Source organism: Aeromonas encheleia (genome assembly GCF_900637545.1).
Lineage (GTDB): Bacteria > Pseudomonadota > Gammaproteobacteria > Enterobacterales > Aeromonadaceae > Aeromonas > Aeromonas encheleia.
Genome location: NZ_LR134376.1, coordinates 2591893 through 2607858, shown reverse-complemented (window position 1 = coordinate 2607858; position 15966 = coordinate 2591893). Strand labels below are relative to the sequence as shown.

General features: G+C 62.0%; 18 protein-coding genes. 15 read left to right on the top strand and 3 right to left on the bottom strand.

The window, feature by feature from the left end; translation table 11 throughout:
• Positions 1-96: 96 nt before the first annotated feature.
• Positions 97-969, bottom strand: coding sequence for a U32 family peptidase (locus EL255_RS12050; protein WP_042652408.1), 873 nt, complete (start codon positions 967-969; stop codon positions 97-99).
• Positions 970-1046: 77 nt separating this feature from the next.
• Positions 1047-2042, bottom strand: coding sequence for a ubiquinone anaerobic biosynthesis protein UbiU (ubiU, locus tag EL255_RS12045; protein ID WP_042652407.1), 996 nt, complete (start codon positions 2040-2042; stop codon positions 1047-1049).
• 190 nt (positions 2043-2232) lie between these two features.
• Here ubiU and ubiT point away from each other — a divergent pair, with 190 nt between their 5' ends.
• Positions 2233-2748, top strand: coding sequence for a ubiquinone anaerobic biosynthesis accessory factor UbiT (gene ubiT / locus EL255_RS12040; RefSeq protein ID WP_042652406.1), 516 nt, complete (start codon positions 2233-2235; stop codon positions 2746-2748).
• Here the strand turns inward: ubiT and EL255_RS12035 are convergent.
• On the bottom strand, positions 2713-3129 hold the full coding sequence (locus EL255_RS12035) for a hypothetical protein (protein ID WP_042652405.1): 417 nt from the start codon (positions 3127-3129) through the stop codon (positions 2713-2715). The two genes, ubiT and EL255_RS12035, sit on opposite strands and share 36 nt — an antisense overlap.
• 186 nt (positions 3130-3315) lie before the next feature.
• On the opposite strand from EL255_RS12035, the gene trmJ reads away from it, so the two are divergent.
• From trmJ to rodZ, 14 genes are all read left to right on the top strand, one after another.
• Positions 3316-4041 (top strand): tRNA (cytosine(32)/uridine(32)-2'-O)-methyltransferase TrmJ, encoded by a 726-nt coding sequence (trmJ, locus tag EL255_RS12030; RefSeq protein WP_042652404.1) that lies wholly within the window; start codon positions 3316-3318, stop codon positions 4039-4041.
• A 93-nt stretch (positions 4042-4134) separates the two neighbouring features.
• Positions 4135-4638, top strand: coding sequence for a Fe-S cluster assembly transcriptional regulator IscR (iscR, locus tag EL255_RS12025; RefSeq protein ID WP_042652403.1), 504 nt, complete (start codon positions 4135-4137; stop codon positions 4636-4638).
• A gap of 52 nt (positions 4639-4690) precedes the next feature.
• Entirely contained in the window at positions 4691-5905 is a 1215-nt protein-coding gene (locus EL255_RS12020; protein WP_042652402.1) for an IscS subfamily cysteine desulfurase, read from the top strand.
• Between the two features lie 55 nt (positions 5906-5960).
• The gene (gene iscU / locus EL255_RS12015; RefSeq protein ID WP_005299770.1) at positions 5961-6344 is read left to right on the top strand and encodes a Fe-S cluster assembly scaffold IscU; all 384 of its coding nucleotides are present in this window, start codon (positions 5961-5963) and stop codon (positions 6342-6344) included.
• 15 nt (positions 6345-6359) lie between these two features.
• Positions 6360-6683, top strand: a complete 324-nt coding sequence (iscA, locus tag EL255_RS12010; RefSeq protein WP_042652401.1) for an iron-sulfur cluster assembly protein IscA — start codon at positions 6360-6362, stop codon at positions 6681-6683.
• A gap of 109 nt (positions 6684-6792) precedes the next feature.
• Positions 6793-7311, top strand: coding sequence for a co-chaperone HscB (gene hscB / locus EL255_RS12005; RefSeq protein ID WP_042652400.1), 519 nt, complete (start codon positions 6793-6795; stop codon positions 7309-7311).
• Positions 7312-7339: 28 nt separating this feature from the next.
• Entirely contained in the window at positions 7340-9187 is a 1848-nt protein-coding gene (gene hscA / locus EL255_RS12000) for a Fe-S protein assembly chaperone HscA (RefSeq protein WP_042652399.1), read from the top strand.
• Position 9188: 1 nt separating this feature from the next.
• Positions 9189-9527, top strand: coding sequence for an ISC system 2Fe-2S type ferredoxin (gene fdx / locus EL255_RS11995; RefSeq protein WP_005324284.1), 339 nt, complete (start codon positions 9189-9191; stop codon positions 9525-9527).
• Between the two features lie 158 nt (positions 9528-9685).
• The gene (gene pepB, locus EL255_RS11990) at positions 9686-10975 is read left to right on the top strand and encodes an aminopeptidase PepB (protein WP_042652398.1); all 1290 of its coding nucleotides are present in this window, start codon (positions 9686-9688) and stop codon (positions 10973-10975) included.
• Positions 10972-12255: an aminopeptidase PepB gene (pepB, locus tag EL255_RS11985; protein WP_042652397.1), complete on the top strand. Its 1284-nt coding sequence runs from the start codon at positions 10972-10974 to the stop codon at positions 12253-12255. The genes pepB (EL255_RS11990) and pepB (EL255_RS11985) overlap by 4 nt, the downstream gene beginning before the upstream one ends.
• 279 nt (positions 12256-12534) lie before the next feature.
• Positions 12535-12963 (top strand): nucleoside-diphosphate kinase, encoded by a 429-nt coding sequence (gene ndk / locus EL255_RS11980; RefSeq protein ID WP_042652396.1) that lies wholly within the window; start codon positions 12535-12537, stop codon positions 12961-12963.
• Between the two features lie 167 nt (positions 12964-13130).
• Positions 13131-14234, top strand: coding sequence for a dual-specificity RNA methyltransferase RlmN (locus EL255_RS11975; RefSeq protein ID WP_042652395.1), 1104 nt, complete (start codon positions 13131-13133; stop codon positions 14232-14234).
• 12 nt (positions 14235-14246) lie between these two features.
• Positions 14247-15038: a PilW family type IVa pilus biogenesis/stability lipoprotein TapF gene (gene tapF, locus EL255_RS11970; protein ID WP_126623341.1), complete on the top strand. Its 792-nt coding sequence runs from the start codon at positions 14247-14249 to the stop codon at positions 15036-15038.
• Positions 15028-15960, top strand: a complete 933-nt coding sequence (gene rodZ / locus EL255_RS11965) for a cytoskeleton protein RodZ (RefSeq protein ID WP_042652393.1) — start codon at positions 15028-15030, stop codon at positions 15958-15960. Before tapF ends, rodZ begins: the two co-directional genes overlap by 11 nt.
• Positions 15961-15966 lie beyond the last annotated feature (6 nt).

Sequence of the window (15966 nt, the reverse complement as noted above, 5' to 3'; positions counted from 1 at the left end):
CTTGGCTCATTCCACCAGGCTTACGCCGGGGATTTCTGGTCTCAGTAGCCGTGGCGGTCGACGCGCCAAGGCCTTTTGCTGTCTGGGGATCCTGGTTCATTCCACCAGGCTCATGCCGGGGATCTGGCGCCAGTAGCCGTTGCAGTCCCGCTCCTGCTGCAGAGGCAGGGGGGCCTGACCCTGTTTATTGGCCTTGAAGCGGGTCAGCATGTCCAGGGTCTCCATCCCCTCGGGGGAGAGGCGCACCACGTCCACCAAGCCCTCCATGCCTTTGATCTCGTTGCCAAGGTTGTAGCAGTAGCCGGATTGGGTCTGGATGCCGTTGAGATTGAACACCTTCTGCCCTTCGCGGCTGCTGGCCAGCCGCCCGGTGGGGTAGTGGATGCAGGCGAGCTCGCAGCCATCCTTGGGCTTGTCGAGGGAGCGGGCGGTGAAGCAGCGCGCCGAGTAGGCGAGCGGCAGATGGCCGTAGGCGAACACCTCCACCTCGAACTGCTGACGGGCCGGGCCCAGATCCTGACTGAGCTGCACCAGCCAGTCGCGGGAGAGTTCCACCGGCATCACCCAGCGTGTCATCCCGTTCTTAAGCAGCATGCGCAGCACGTCGGCGTTGTAGGCATTGATGGCCGGCCCGCAGACGAAGGGCAGGCCGGCCTCCCGGGCGAGCTGGACGGCGCCGAGATCGTTGGCCTCGATCAGCAGGCTGCCGTTGTCGACCAGCCGTTTGACCTCCTTGAGCTCGGAGGGGGCCGAGATCAGCGCCAGGGTGGAGAGCACGGCCTGCTTGCCCGAGCCGGCCACCTGACGGGCGAGGGTAATCCAGTCATCTACTTTCAGTTCGCGGCGCTTGCTGCAGACCGTCTCCCCCAGATAGATGATGTCGGCCTGGCTCTGGGCCGCGGCGTCGTAGAAGGCCTGGGTGTCGGCCTTGGGCCAGTAGAAGAGCAGGGGCCCGAGAGAAAATTGCATCAGATGAGGTCCTCGCGCTGACGGAAGAGGCTGGCGGCAGAGCCGGCTGGCCCGAGCAGAAATGGCATGGGGTCTCCTTATTGCCACTGGCGATGATAGGCGCCCAGGGTAGTTTGACTCCCCTCTGAGACGCGGGCGAGCTGGGCATCCCACTCGGCCTTGACGCTATAGGCTGGCGGATTGGCCTGGTAGCTGTCGATGGCGGCGCGCCAGACCCGGGTCACCTGCTCCACATAGGCGGGACTGCGCTGGCGGCCCTCGATCTTGACCGACTGGATCCCGGTCTGGAACAGCTCGGGCAGGAGGCCCAGGGTGTTGAGGCTGGTCGGCTCCTCCAGGGCGTGATAGGTCTGGCCATCCACCTCGAAGCGCCCCTTGCACAGGGTCGGGTAACCGGCGTTTTCCCCGGGGCCGTAACGGTCGATCAGCACCTCGTTGAGGCGGGATTCGAGGGCGGTCGGGGTCTCCTCCCAGCGCACGAACTTGGCCGGTGAGCAGGCCCCGACCGTGTTGGGGCTTTCCCCGGTCATGTAGGAGGAGAGGTAGCAGCGCCCCTCCGCCATGATGCAGAGGCTGCCGAAGGCGAACACCTCGAGGCCGACGTCGGTCTCGCGGGCCAACTGCCTGACCTGATGCATGGAGAGCACCCGCGGCAGCACCACCCGGCCGACGTTGAAGTGCTGCTGGTAGAAGCGGATGGCGGCGGCGTTGGTGGCGCTGGCCTGCACCGAGACGTGCAGCTCCATGTCGGGGTGGTGACGGCTGGCATAATCGAGCACGGCGAGATCGGCGATGATCAGGGCATCGGCTCCGAGCGCCACCCCGCGATCCACCGCCTGCTTCCACCTGGCGTCAGATCCCGGGTGGGCGAAGGTGTTGATGGCGATGTGCAGCTTGCGGCCGTGCTGGTGTACGTAATCCACCGCCCTTTCCAGCTTGCTGTCGGTGAAGTTGAGACCGGCAAAGTGGCGGGCATTGGTGTCGTCCTTGAAGCCGATATAGACCGCATCGGCCCCATTATCCACGGCCGTTTTCAGTGCCGGCAGGCTGCCTGCCGGACAGAGTAATTCCATCGAGTACGCTCCGAGAGGGCAAAAAATGCAAAAGTGGCTCGATTGTATGCATCGACGCGTCCCCACTTTTTGACCTGAGGCAGCTTTAGGTGGCTTTACCCTTCTTGAGGTAAGTCGGCACAAGTTTGATTTTCAACAGGATCCTGCCGCGGCCCCTGTGCTTGAATGCGCAAAAAACTGGGAGTTTATTGTGTTTCAACAACTGCAACGTCGCCTGGTCGAACAGGCACCCCGTCTCTTGCGCCGCCCGCTCAAGCTGGTGCCCTTCACCCTGCAACAGAGTCTGATGGAGCGCCTGCTGGCGCAAGTGTTCAAGGAGGCCATCCTGGACGGAGACTTCGATTTCCTGGCGGGCAAGTGGCTCAAGGTCGAGGTCTCCGATCTCGAACTCAGCTGGTTCATCAGCGCGCAGGAGGGCAGGCTGGTGGTGGCCCCTGACTGCGAGCGGGCCGATGTCTGCTTCAGTGGCTGCAGTCACGATCTCATCCTGATCGCCGGTCGCAAGGAAGATCCGGACTCCCTCTTCTTCCAGCGCAGGCTGAAGATCGAAGGGGATACCGAGCTGGGGCTGGAGCTGAAGAACCTGCTGGACAGCCTGGATCTGGAGGCATTGCCCAGCCTGATGAAGTACCCCCTGATGGATCTGGCGACCCTGGTCGAGCGCACCCGCTCAGCGCAGGAGCCAGTGCCCGCGCCGGTGGGCTGAGCTGCGCCTCAGGTGCCGTGCTATGCCCTCTGCATGGTGGCGACGATGGCGGCGGGCCCACAGGCAACGACAACCCCACAGGCAGGGTAGCAGGGCGAGCAGCGCCGTGGTGTCGGGCAGGCGCAGCAGCAAGAGCCCCAGCGCCAGCCATGCGAAGGGCAGGGCCTCGTAGTACCACTCGGGTTGAAACCAGTGTTTGGCCGGGAAGATGACGAGATCGGTGCGCCTGTAGTTGGAGCGCATCATCCAGACCAGGGCGCCTGCCACAAACAGCAGGGCCGCCGCCAGCCAGAGCAGCGGGGTCTGGGCGAACAGCAGCAGCCCCGCCGACAGCAGCAGGTAGAGGTTGGGTAACTGCTCGTAGAGCCAGGCGGGCAGCATGGGGTGGCGACTCCGGGTGATGCACCTTGTACCCTCTAAGGTTAGCTCGCGCTTTCTCGGCGCTCATGCTGGTTGGTTATACGAATGGCCACTTTTGTGCTGAAATGTGGCGTCAGAACCGGTGCCAAAATAGCGATTGGTTATGTTACAATTACGCGCCATTTTTTGACTGAAGATTGACTGGGCATGTTGGATCAGATTCGTATCGTTTTGGTAAACACCTCTCACACCGGCAACATGGGCTCCGCGGCACGCGCCATGAAGACCATGGGGCTGACTCAGCTGGTGTTGGTGGATCCGCAAGCCTTGCCAGATGACAACGCCATCGCCCTGGCGGCGGGGGCCAGCGACGTGCTGACCAATGCCCGCATCGTCCCGACGCTGGATGACGCCATCGCCGATTGTGGTCTGGTCATCGGCACCAGCGCCCGCTCCCGCACCCTGAGCTGGCCCATGCTGGACCCCCGCGAGGCGGGCGAGAAGCTGGTGACGGAGGGAATGAAGCACCCGGCCGCTTTGGTGTTTGGCCGTGAACGCACCGGTCTCACCAATGACGAGCTGCAGAAGTGCCACTATCACGTGGCCATCCCGGCCAATCCCGAGTACAGCTCCCTCAACCTGGCCATGGCGGTGCAGACCCTCTGCTACGAGGTGCGGATGCGCTGGCTGCAGGATCAGTTGCCCGAATCCGACGAGGAGCGGGTCGATTATCCCAGTGCGCAGCAGCTGGAAGGGTTCTATCTGCACCTGGAGCAGACCCTGCAGAAGACCGGTTTCATCACCGAGGAGCACCCCGGTCATGTGATGAGCAAGCTGCGTCGTCTGTTCAATCGTGCCCGGCCGGAAGTGGTTGAATTGAATATATTGCGCGGTATTCTCACCTCGGTGCAGAAAGCCCGGCCGCAGGATTAATCCCGACTGATTTACTCAACCATATACTTGACTGTTTTAGTCGGGTATGTGACCATGTGCCCATATTGATTTGTTCGCAAGACGGTAAGGCATATGAGACTGACCTCAAAAGGACGTTACGCTGTGACAGCCATGCTCGACGTGGCGTTGCATGCAGAGCAGGGGCCCGTGCCCCTGGCTGATATTTCAGAGCGCCAGGGCATCTCCTTGTCCTATCTGGAGCAACTGTTTGCCCGTCTGCGCAAACATGGGCTGGTGAGCAGCGTGCGTGGTCCGGGTGGCGGTTATCGTCTCGGACTGGCCCCTGGCGAGATCTCGGTGGGTCAGGTGATCACCGCGGTCGATGAGTCGGTCGATGCGACCAAGTGTCTCGGCAAGGGGGGCTGCCATGGCGGTACCCAGTGTCTGACCCACTCCCTGTGGCGCGATCTCAGCGAGCGCATCTCCAGTTTCCTGGGGGACATCACCCTGGCGGAGTTGGTGGGTCAAGCCGACGTGCGACGCATCGCTGGCAAGCAAGATGAACAAATGAAGACCGTGTTGTCCCTGGTTGAACGGGCTGAACGCGGTGATGTGAGCTTGAAAGTCCAACTATAAACGTGCTTTCCACGACGGGTCGCTGTGTGACCCCGTCGTAACGGAGAAAAACATGAAACTGCCTATTTACCTTGATTATTCGGCAACCTGTCCGGTGGACCCGCGTGTCGCAGAAAAAATGATGCAGTGCCTCACCATGGATGGCCTGTTTGGCAATCCTGCCTCCCGTTCTCACCGTTTCGGCTGGCAGGCCGAAGAGGCGGTGGATCAGGCCCGTAATCAAGTGGCAGAGCTGATCGGTGCAGACCCTCGCGAGATCGTCTTCACCTCCGGCGCGACCGAATCCAACAACCTGGCCATCAAGGGCATTGCCCACTTCTATGCTGGCAAGGGCAAACACATCATCACCTCCAAGACCGAACACAAGGCGGTGCTCGACACCTGCCGCCAGCTGGAGCGTGAAGGCTACGAGGTGACCTACCTCGAGCCGATGCCCAACGGCCTGTTCAGTCTGGCGCAGATCGAAGGCGCCCTGCGCGATGACACCGTCCTGGTGAGCATCATGCATGTCAACAACGAGATCGGCGTGATCCAAGACATCGCCGCCATCGGCGAGCTGTGCCGCTCCCGCAAGATCCTGCTGCACGTGGACGCGGTCCAGAGCGTCGGCAAGATCCCGGTTGACGTGGAAGCGCTCAAGGTCGACCTGCTCTCCATGTCCGCCCACAAGGTATACGGCCCGAAAGGGATCGGTGCCCTGTACGTGCGCCGCAAGCCGCGGGTGCGCCTGGAAGCCCAGATGCACGGTGGTGGTCATGAGCGCGGTATGCGCTCCGGCACCCTGCCGACCCACCAGATCGTCGGCATGGGCGAAGCCTTCCGCATCGCCAAGGAAGAGATGGCGAGCGAGAGCCAGCACATCATGGCCCTGCGCCAGCGTCTGTGGCATGGCATCAAGAATATCGAAGAAGTCTATATCAACGGTGATCTGGAGCATCGCGTCCCGGGCAACCTGAACGTCAGCTTCGCCTACGTGGAAGGTGAATCCCTCATCATGGCGTTGAAGGATCTGGCGGTCTCTTCCGGTTCAGCCTGTACCTCTGCCAGCCTGGAGCCTTCCTACGTGCTGCGCGCCCTGGGGATGAACGATGAGCTGGCACACAGCTCCATCCGGTTCAGCATCGGTCGCTTCACCACGGAAGAAGAGATTGATTACGCAATCAAGCTCATCTGCGACTCCATCGGTCGTCTGCGCGAGATGTCCCCCCTGTGGGAGATGTTCAAGGACGGTGTCGATCTGAACACGGTCGAATGGGCTCATCACTGATCGCTTGCCAGAGAGGCAAGGGTTTGGTGAACAACGGAATTAGCAGGAGTTAGATATGGCTTACAGTGAAAAAGTAATCGACCACTACGAGAATCCCCGTAACGTAGGTGGCTTCGACAAGAACGACCCCAGCATCGCGACCGGCATGGTCGGCGCCCCGGCCTGTGGCGACGTGATGAAACTGCAACTGAAGATCAGCGACGACGGCATCATCGAAGACGCCAAGTTCAAGACCTACGGCTGCGGCTCCGCCATCGCCTCCAGCTCCCTGGTGACCGAATGGGTCAAGGGCAAGACCCTGGACGAGGCTGCCGGCATCAAGAACACCGACATCGCCGAAGAGCTGGCTCTGCCACCGGTGAAGATCCACTGCTCCATTCTGGCGGAGGATGCCATCAAGGCCGCCATCGCCGATTACAAGCAGAAGAAAGGTCTCTAAGGTCCGGAGAGCAGTATGGCCATTACCATGACAGATGCCGCAGCGGCGCGGGTTTCCTCTTTTATGACCAACCGGGGCAAGGGCATCGGCCTGCGCCTCGGCGTCAAGACCACCGGCTGTTCTGGGCTCGCCTATGTGCTCGAATTCGTGGATGAGTTGACCGCTGAGGATCAGGTGTTTGATCAAAAGGGCGTCAAGATCATCATCGACGCCAAGAGCCTGGTCCATCTGGATGGCACCGAGCTGGACTTCGTCAAGGAGGGCCTCAACGAGGGCTTCCAGTTCAACAACCCCAACGCCAAGGGCGAGTGTGGTTGTGGCGAAAGCTTCAGTGTCTGAGGCGTTGGTAATCAATACGGCTGGACGGGAAGGTGACTTCCCATCCGGCCGTTCCAACTCTCAAGACGAGTGTGATTGCGGCGCAAGCTTCCTTGTCTGAGGATCCAAGATGAATCATTTCGAGCTGTTCGGGCTGGCACAGGGCTTCGAGCTCGATACCCGACAACTGGCAGAGACCTACCGCCAGTTGCAGACCAAGTTCCATCCCGATCGTTTTGCCACAGCCCCGGAACGGGAGCAGTTGGCCGCGGTGCAGCGTGCTGCCCAGATCAACGATGCCTTCACCACCCTCAAGGCGCCCCTGCGCCGAGCCGAGTATCTGCTTTCCCTGCGTGGCACCGACATCCGTGGCGAGCAACAGACCCTGCAAGATACCGCCTTCCTGATGCAACAGCTGGAGTGGCGTGAGCGTCTTGCCGAGTTGAAGGGGGAATCCAGTCCTGAGCGCGCCATCGAAGATTTTCGCCGCGAGATCAGGCATGATCATCAGTCGCTGATGCAACGGCTGACCGACTGTCTCACCGCGGGTGAGGATCAGACTGCCGCCGATTGCGTGCGCAAACTCAAGTTTGTCGACAAGCTCCTCGAGGAGCTGGAACGATTCGAAGACTCGCTGTTCGAGTCTTGAACCTCTAACGCTGGAATTTTGATTACCCATGGCATTACTGCAAATCGCCGAGCCCGGCCAGAGCGCCGCACCTCATCAGCATAAACGTGCCGTTGGCATCGATCTCGGCACCACCAATTCCCTGGTCGCCGCCGTGCGCAGTGGCCACGCCGACACCCTGTGTGACGAGCTGGGGCGCGATCTGCTGCCCTCGGTGGTGCACTATCAGGCCGACGCCATCCGGGTCGGTTTCGACGCCAAGCGCGAAGCCGCCCTCGATCCCCACAACACCATCGTCTCCGTCAAGCGGATGATGGGCAAGGCGCTGGCCGACATCGATACCCGCCAGCTGCCCTATCAGTTCGTCGCCGCCGATAACGGCATGCCCCAGTTGCAGACCCGTCAAGGGCTGGTCAACCCGGTGCAGGTCTCGACCGAGATCCTGAAGACGCTGGCCGAACGTGGCGTCGCCTCGCTCGGTGGCGCCCTCGACGGCGTGGTCATCACGGTGCCTGCCTATTTCGATGACGCCCAGCGTCAGGGCACCAAGGATGCGGCCCGGCTGGCCGGTCTGCACGTGCTGCGCCTGCTCAACGAGCCGACCGCGGCCGCCATCGCCTACGGTCTCGACTCCGGTCAGGAAGGGGTGATCGCCGTCTATGATCTCGGCGGCGGTACCTTCGACATCTCCATCCTGCGCCTGCATCGCGGCGTGTTCGAGGTGATGGCGACCGGTGGCGACTCCGCCCTCGGTGGCGATGACTTCGATCACCTGCTGGCGGACTGGATCAAGGCGCAGGCCGGCCTGAGCGGCCAGCTCGAGGCCCGCACCCAGCGCGAGTTGCTGGATGTGGCGGCCGCCGTCAAGCACGGCCTGACCGATGCCGACAGCGTGGCCTGCAGCTTCGCCGGCTGGCAAGGGGAGCTGAGTCGCGCCCAGTTCGATGCGCTCATCCTGCCGCTGGTCAAGCGCACCCTGCTGGCCTGTCGCCGCGCCCTGCGCGACGCGGGTCTGGAGCAGGTGGAAGTGCTGGAGGTGGTGATGGTCGGGGGCTCCACCCGGGTGCCGCTGGTGCGCGAGCTGGTGGGGGAGTTCTTCCAGCGTCCGCCACTCACCAGCATAGATCCGGACAAGGTGGTTGCCATCGGTGCCGCCATCCAGGCCGACATCCTGGTGGGCAACAAGCCCGATGCCGAGATGCTGTTGCTGGACGTCATCCCGCTCTCCCTCGGTCTCGAGACCATGGGTGGCCTCGCCGAGAAGGTGATCCCGCGCAACACCACCATCCCGGTGGCCCGCGCCCAGGAGTTCACCACCTTCAAGGATGGCCAGACAGCGATGGCGATCCACGTGGTGCAGGGGGAGCGCGAGCTGGTGGCGGATTGCCGCTCCCTTGCCCGCTTCACCCTGACCGGCATTCCGCCGATGGCGGCCGGCGCCGCCCACATTCGCGTCACCTTCCAGGTGGATGCGGACGGGCTGCTGTCGGTCAGCGCCATGGAGAAATCCTCAGGTGTGCAGGCCGAGATCCAGGTCAAGCCCTCCTACGGGCTGGCGGAGGAGGACATCCTCGGCATGCTGAGCGCCTCTATCGCCAATGCCCAGCAGGACATGGAGGCCCGCATGCTGGCGGAGCAGCAGGTCGAGGCCGATCGCGTGGTCGAGAGCCTCAATGCCGCCTTGGCCGCCGATGGCGAGGTGCTGTTGAGCACGGCCGAGCGTGCCGAGATCGACGCCGCCATCGCCCACCTGCTGACCATGCGTGCCACGGGCACCACCAATCAAATCAAAGATGCCATCGAGGCGGCGGATGCCGTCAGTGGCGAGTTTGCGGCCCGTCGCATGGATGCTTCCATTCGCAAGGTGCTGACCGGCCAAAACGTCAACAAGGTGTAATATGCCAAAACTGATCATTCTGCCTCACCCCGAACTCTGTCCGGACGGCGCTGCCCTCGAGGGCGCGACCGGTGAGACCATACTGGACATCGCCCTGCGCAACGGCATCGAGATCGAGCATGCCTGCGAGAAGTCCTGCGCCTGTACCACCTGCCACTGCGTGGTGCGGGAGGGGTTCGACTCCCTCGAGCCGAGCGATGAGCTGGAAGATGACATGCTGGACAAGGCATGGGGGCTGGAGCCGGAATCCCGCCTGAGTTGCCAGGCCCGCCTGGCGGACGAGGATCTGGTGGTGGAACTGCCCAAGTACACCATCAACCTCGCCTCCGAACGCCATTGATGCGACGTTAATTACACATGAGTGAATTGCACGTGCAGCATCTCATGGCGCAGTAATGATATGGTGAAGGCCGTAACCCTCGGGGGTACGGCCTTTTTTGTATTCGTTATTCCCCTATTCGTTAATGCAAGTGCCCATAAAAAAGGAAGCAAGAGAAGATGGCTGACATGATGAACGTACGGTTATCCGCCCAGGCTGCCGCCGCCGTCTGGGGCGAAGGCGCCCTGCTCAGTTTCAGCGGTGACGAGACCCTGATCCATCTGGACAAGGATGCGTTGCGCACTATCCAGCGCGCGGCCCGCCGACTCGAATCGACCGGCATCAAGCGGGTGAGCCTGGCCGGCGAGGGTTGGGATCTGGAGCGCCGTTACGCCTTCGCCCAGGGCTTCTATGCCGCCAAGGGGCAGCGTGAATTGCACTTCGGCGAGCAGAGTGCCGCCGAGGCCTGCGAGCTGGATGCGTTGATCCGCGCGACCCGCTGGGTGCGCGAGGTGACCAACGGTTGCCCGGAAGAGATCTATCCCATGAGCCTGGCGGAGTCGGCCCTGCTGCTGATCCGCGGCCTGGGTGGCGATCTGGTGACCGCCCGCATCACCGCAGGAGAAGCCCTGCGTGAGGCCGGCCATATCGGGATCTGGTCGGTGGGCCGCGGCAGCGAGCGCGAGCCCGTGCTGCTGGAGCTGGACTACAACCCGACCGGGGATCGCAACGCCCCCGTGGTGGCGGCCCTGGTGGGCAAGGGCATCACCTTCGACTCCGGTGGCTACTCCATGAAGTCCTCTGACAACATGCTGCCGATGAAGTCCGACATGGGCGGTGCCGCCATGGTGACCGGCGCCCTGGCGCTCGCCATCAGCCGCGGCCTGAACAAGCGGGTCAAGCTGATCCTCTGCTGCGCCGAGAACCTGGTCTCCGGCCACGCCTTCAAGCTCGGTGACATCCTCACCTACAAGAACGGCATCTCGGTCGAGATCCAGAACACAGACGCGGAAGGGCGCCTGGTGCTGGCCGATGGCCTGCTGGCCGCGAGCGGCAGTGGCGCCGCCTACATCCTCGATGCCGCCACCCTGACCGGCGCCGCCAAGACAGCGCTCGGCCGCGACTACAACGCTGTGTTCGCGCTGGATGAAACCGAGCAGCAGCGCGCCCTGGTGGCCGCCAAGCTTGAGCACGAGAAGGCCTGGCCCCTGCCGCTCGAACCCTGGCATGCGGGCCAGCTCACCTCGGCCTTCGCCGAGCTGGGCAACGTGGCCTCCGCCGAAGGCACCGCCGGTGCCACCACCGCGGCCGCCTTCCTCTCCCGCTTCGTGCGCGATGAGGGCAAGGGCTGGGTGCACCTGGATCTGGCGGCCTCCTATCAAAAATCGGGCAACGAGCTGTGGGCGACCGGCGCCAAGGGCCACGGCCTGCGCACTATCGCCCGCTGGTTGCAGGAGGTGTGTGCATGAACGTCTGGCTGAGTCGCGAATTTGCCGCCCCCGAGTGGGGCGAGGGGGCGCTGCTCTCGCACCGCACCGATGGCATGGTGATCCATCTGGTGACCGCTACCCCATTGCTGGACATTCAGCAGGCGGCCCGCCGCCTCTGTGGTCAGGGGATCCAGAAGGCCGCGCTCTGCGGTCATTGGGAACGCGAGCAGCAGTGGGCCTTTGCCCAGGGCCTGCAGACCCCCAAGGCCGAGGTCGAGCTGCAGTGGGCGACCTCCTCCGAAGAGGACAGGGAGGAGCTGGAGGCGCGCTGGTTGTGCGGCCGCTGGGTGCGCGAGATGACCAATGCCACCCCGGAACAGCTGGGGCCGCTGGATCTGGCGGTGGAGGCGGCCGCCTTCATCACCGAGCTGGCGCCGGATCGCATCAGCCATCGCATCCTCAAGGGGGAGGCGCTGCAGCAGGCGGGCTGGGTCGGGCTCTATCAGGTCGGTCGTGGCAGCGATCGCGAGCCGGTGATGCTGGAGCTGGACTTCAATCCAAGCCGGGATCCCAAGGCCCCGGTGGCCGCCGCCCTGGTGGGCAAGGGCATCACCTTCGACTCCGGTGGCTACTCCATGAAAACTTCCCAGGGCATGCTGACCATGAAGCATGATATGGGAGGCGCCGCCATAGTGACAGGGGCGCTGGCGCTGGCCATACTGCGTGGGCTCGACAAGCGGGTGAAGCTCATCCTCTGCTGTGCCGAGAACCTGGTCTCCGGCCATGCCTACAAGCTGGGGGACATCCTCACCTACAAGAACGGCACCACTGTGGAGATCGTCAACACCGATGCCGAGGGGCGACTGGTGCTGGCCGATGGCCTGCAGCTCGCCGCCGAGTCGGGGGCGCCGCTGGTCATCGATGCCGCGACCCTGACCGGCGCGGCTGTGATGGCGCTGGGGGGACGCTACAACGCGCTGTTCGGGCTGGACAAGGGGCTGGTGAGTCGCGCCATGGCCTATGCGGATGCCGAGCAGGAGCCGGCCTGGCCGCTGCCGCTGGAGCCCTGGCACCGGCAGCAGTGCCCGTCCCATTATGCCGACACGGCCAACAGCCGCCCCGTGCCGGGCGGTGGCCCGGGCGGTGCCTCCAACGCGGCGGGCTTCCTCTCCCGCTTCGTGGCCAACGAGGGGCAGGGCTGGCTGCACGTCGACCTCGCCGCCTGCTTCAGCGAGAACGGTGACAACCTGTGGTCACCGGGCGCCAATACCCTGGGGATGCGCACCATAGCGCAAGCCCTGCTGGCGGAGACGCGCTGAGCGGCATGACGAAGAACGAGGGCACCCCAGGGTGCCCTTTTCGATGGTGCTGTTTTCTTGAGCAATAGATACAGTTTTAGCGGGTTAACACGGTGATCGTGCACAAGCGCACATTTTTTCCCGACGCACTGGGACAAGATGAGTGGTGATGTTGTTTTAGCGATGTGTTTGTTTAATAAAAAGTTGCTTTTTTGTGTGTTATTTCGGTTTTTGTTTACGTATAATCGCCGCCGAACATGGATTCTTACAATAAAACTCTGTAGTTAAGGAAAGATCTCAATGGCTATCGAACGTACCTTTTCTATCGTCAAGCCGGATGCTGTCAGCAAGAACTTGATCGGTGCCATCTACAACCGTTTCGAGAGCGCTGGCCTGAAGGTTATCGCCGCCAAGATGCTGCACCTGAGCAGCGAGCAGGCCGCCGGTTTCTACGCCGAGCACCAGGGCAAGCCTTTCTATGATGCGCTGGTCGGTTTCATGACCTCCGGTCCCGTCATGGTGCAGGTGCTGGAAGGGGAAGAGGCCATCCGTCGCCATCGCGAGATCATGGGTGCCACCAACCCGAAAGAGGCCCTGGCCGGTACCCTGCGTGCCTGCTACGCCGAGAGCATCGATCGCAACGCCGTGCACGGCTCCGATGCCCCGGCCTCTGCCGCCCGTGAAATCGCCTACTTCTTCTCCGACGACGAGATCTGCCCGCGCGGCTGATTTCACCCGGTGATGACCAAGGGAGCCTCGGCTCCCTTTTGTTTTTTGGTCTTTTGGGCCAACTCCTCTTATTCTCCAGGTGGAAAGCCAGACCCATTATTTGTACAATGCCGCCCCCTGACGTAAGTCAGCCAATAATTTATGAAGTGTGTGAGCTGAGGCCATTGATGAGCGAAACAAAAACCAACCTGCTGGATCTCGATCGGGATGCCATGCGTGCCTTCTTCGTCGAGCTGGGCGAGAAGCCATTCCGGGCAGATCAGATAATGAAGTGGATCTATCACTTTGGTTGTGATGATTTCGATCAGATGAACAACGTCAACAAGGCGCTGCGTGAGCGTCTCAAGACCATCGCCGAGATCCGTGCACCTGAGATCAGCCGCGAACAGCGCTCCTCCGACGGCACCATCAAGTGGGCGTTGCAGGTCGGCGATCAGGAAGTCGAGACCGTCTATATCCCGGAAGGGGACAGGGCCACCCTGTGCGTCTCCTCCCAGGTCGGCTGCGCGCTGGCGTGCACCTTCTGCTCCACCGCCCAACAAGGCTTCAACCGTAACCTGAAGGTGTCCGAGATCATCGGTCAGGTGTGGCGCGCCGCCAAGGTCGTCGGTGGCAAGCGTCCCATCACCAACGTGGTGATGATGGGCATGGGTGAGCCGCTGCTCAACCTGGCCAACGTGGTACCGGCCATGAAGCTGATGATGGATGACTTCGGTTTCAGCATCTCCAAGCGTCGCGTCACCCTCTCGACCTCAGGGGTGGTGCCTGCCCTTGACATGCTGGGTGACCAGATTGACGTGGCACTGGCCATCTCCCTGCACGCGCCGAACGACGAGCTGCGCTCCGAGATCATGCCGATCAACGACAAGTACAACATCGAGAACTTCCTCGCCGGGGTGCGCCGCTATCTGGCCAAGTCCAATGCCAACGGTGGCCGGGTGACCGTGGAGTATGTGCTGCTCGATCATATCAATGACGACATGCAGCAGGCCCACGAGTTGGCCAAGGTACTCAAAGACACCCCCTGCAAGATCAACCTGATCCCGTTCAACCCCTTCCCGGGCAACCCCTTCGGCAAGCCGAGCAACAGTCGCATCGACCGTTTCTCCAAGGTGCTGATGGAATATGGCTTCACCGTCATAGTGCGCAAGACCCGAGGAGAAGACATCGATGCGGCCTGTGGCCAGCTGGTGGGGGAGGTGATCGACCGCACCAAACGCACCATGAAAAATCGGATGCAACGGGATGGGATTTCCGTCAAAATGGTTTGAACCGCTAAGCCATTGTATAGACAGGAAATGGATATCCGTACATTGATCGTAGTGGCGGCGCTCTGCGCGCTGCCAGGCTGTGTCACCGAGACCACTTACGCTGGCCAGAATTCGACCCAGCGTGAAGTGGGACCCGACTTCAAGGCGGCTGCCCAGACTCGTCTCGATCTGGGCATTCAATATCTGCGCCAGGGCAATGCCGAACAGGCCAAGTTCAATCTTGATCGCGCCCTGCAGTACGACCCCAGCAACCCTCAGGTCTATATCGGCTTCGCCTACTTCTACCAGCAGGTCGAAGACTTCAAGGCGGCCGAGACCAACTATCGCAAGGCCCTCGACATAGATCCGACCAATGCTGACGCGATGAACAACTACGGTGCCTTCCTCTGTAACCGGGGGCGTTTCGACGAAGCCGAGAAGGCCTTCATGCAGGCGGTCAGCCAGCCGGATTATGTCAAGATCGCCGATACCTACGAGAATGCGGCGCTCTGCGCCCTGCAAAATAATAGAAATGATAAGGCTGGCGAATACTATCGTCTGGCCTTGGGGTATAATCCTCGCAATCCAAGGTTATTGCTGGACATGGCCGAGCTTTCCATGAAAGATGGCAAGCTGCCTGACGTGCAGTCTTACCTCGTTCGTTTTGCCGAGGTGGCAGACGAAAACGAGGACAGCCTCTGGTTGAGGCTACGGCTGGCGCAAGCCATGGACAAGCCGGCATTACTTCACCAATTCGGGACTGAGCTGGTAAAGCAATATCCCACTTCGCAACAAGCCAAGCGTTACTTAGCCAATGACTACTGAACAGCCACACGATTTTCAAGACGACTCCCAGGCAGTAGGCCCAGGCCAACTGCTGCGCAACGCCCGTGAGCAGCTCGGCTGGACACGAGAGCAAGTTGCGTCCCGCATTCACCTTCGTCTGACCCTGATTTCCGAGATCGAAGCGGATAGCTATGACAAGCACACTTCTCATACCTTTATCCGCGGCTATCTGCGTGCCTATGCCAAGCTGGTCGGCATCCCCGAGGAAACCATACTGGCGGCTTACGACAAGCTGGGGCTGACGCCACCCGATAACATCGACATGCAGAGCTTCTCCCGCCGCTCCCGCCAGCAAGCCAACGACAGTCGGCTCAAGGTGGTGACCTGGTTGGTGATCCTGGTGCTGATCGCGCTCTCCATCGCCTGGTGGTGGCAGAGCACGGCTCGTCGCTCCGCCGGTGATGACGCCCTGGCGGCGACCGAGATGGGGACGACCGGCAACATGCCGAGTGCCAACTCGGTGACCGCCATAGATGTGGCCGATCCCGTGCTGCCCGTCGCCTCCGAGGCGGTGGCCATTGCCGTCGACCCCGTGGTGAGCGATGCCGTTGCCCTCGAGCCGACCGTTGTCGAGGTCAGCGCCGCGGTGACAACCGAGGCGTCTGCCGCGGTGGCGACCGTGGCTCCGGCCGATGAAGCCAGCACCGAGCCGGGCAAGGTACCCCAGCTCAAGATGAGCTTCACCGCCGACTGCTGGCTGGATGTCAAGGATGCCAACGGCAAGACCCTGTTCAGCGGTCTGAAGAAGGCAAATGACGTACTCGTGCTGGAAGGACCCGAGCCACTCAAATTCATCGTTGGCGCGCCCATGGCGGTCAATCTCGAATATCAGGGCAAGTCCTTCGACATGAGCCGTTACAACAACGGCCGGACTGCTCGCTTCTCACTGCCGCAGGAGTAATCTGTC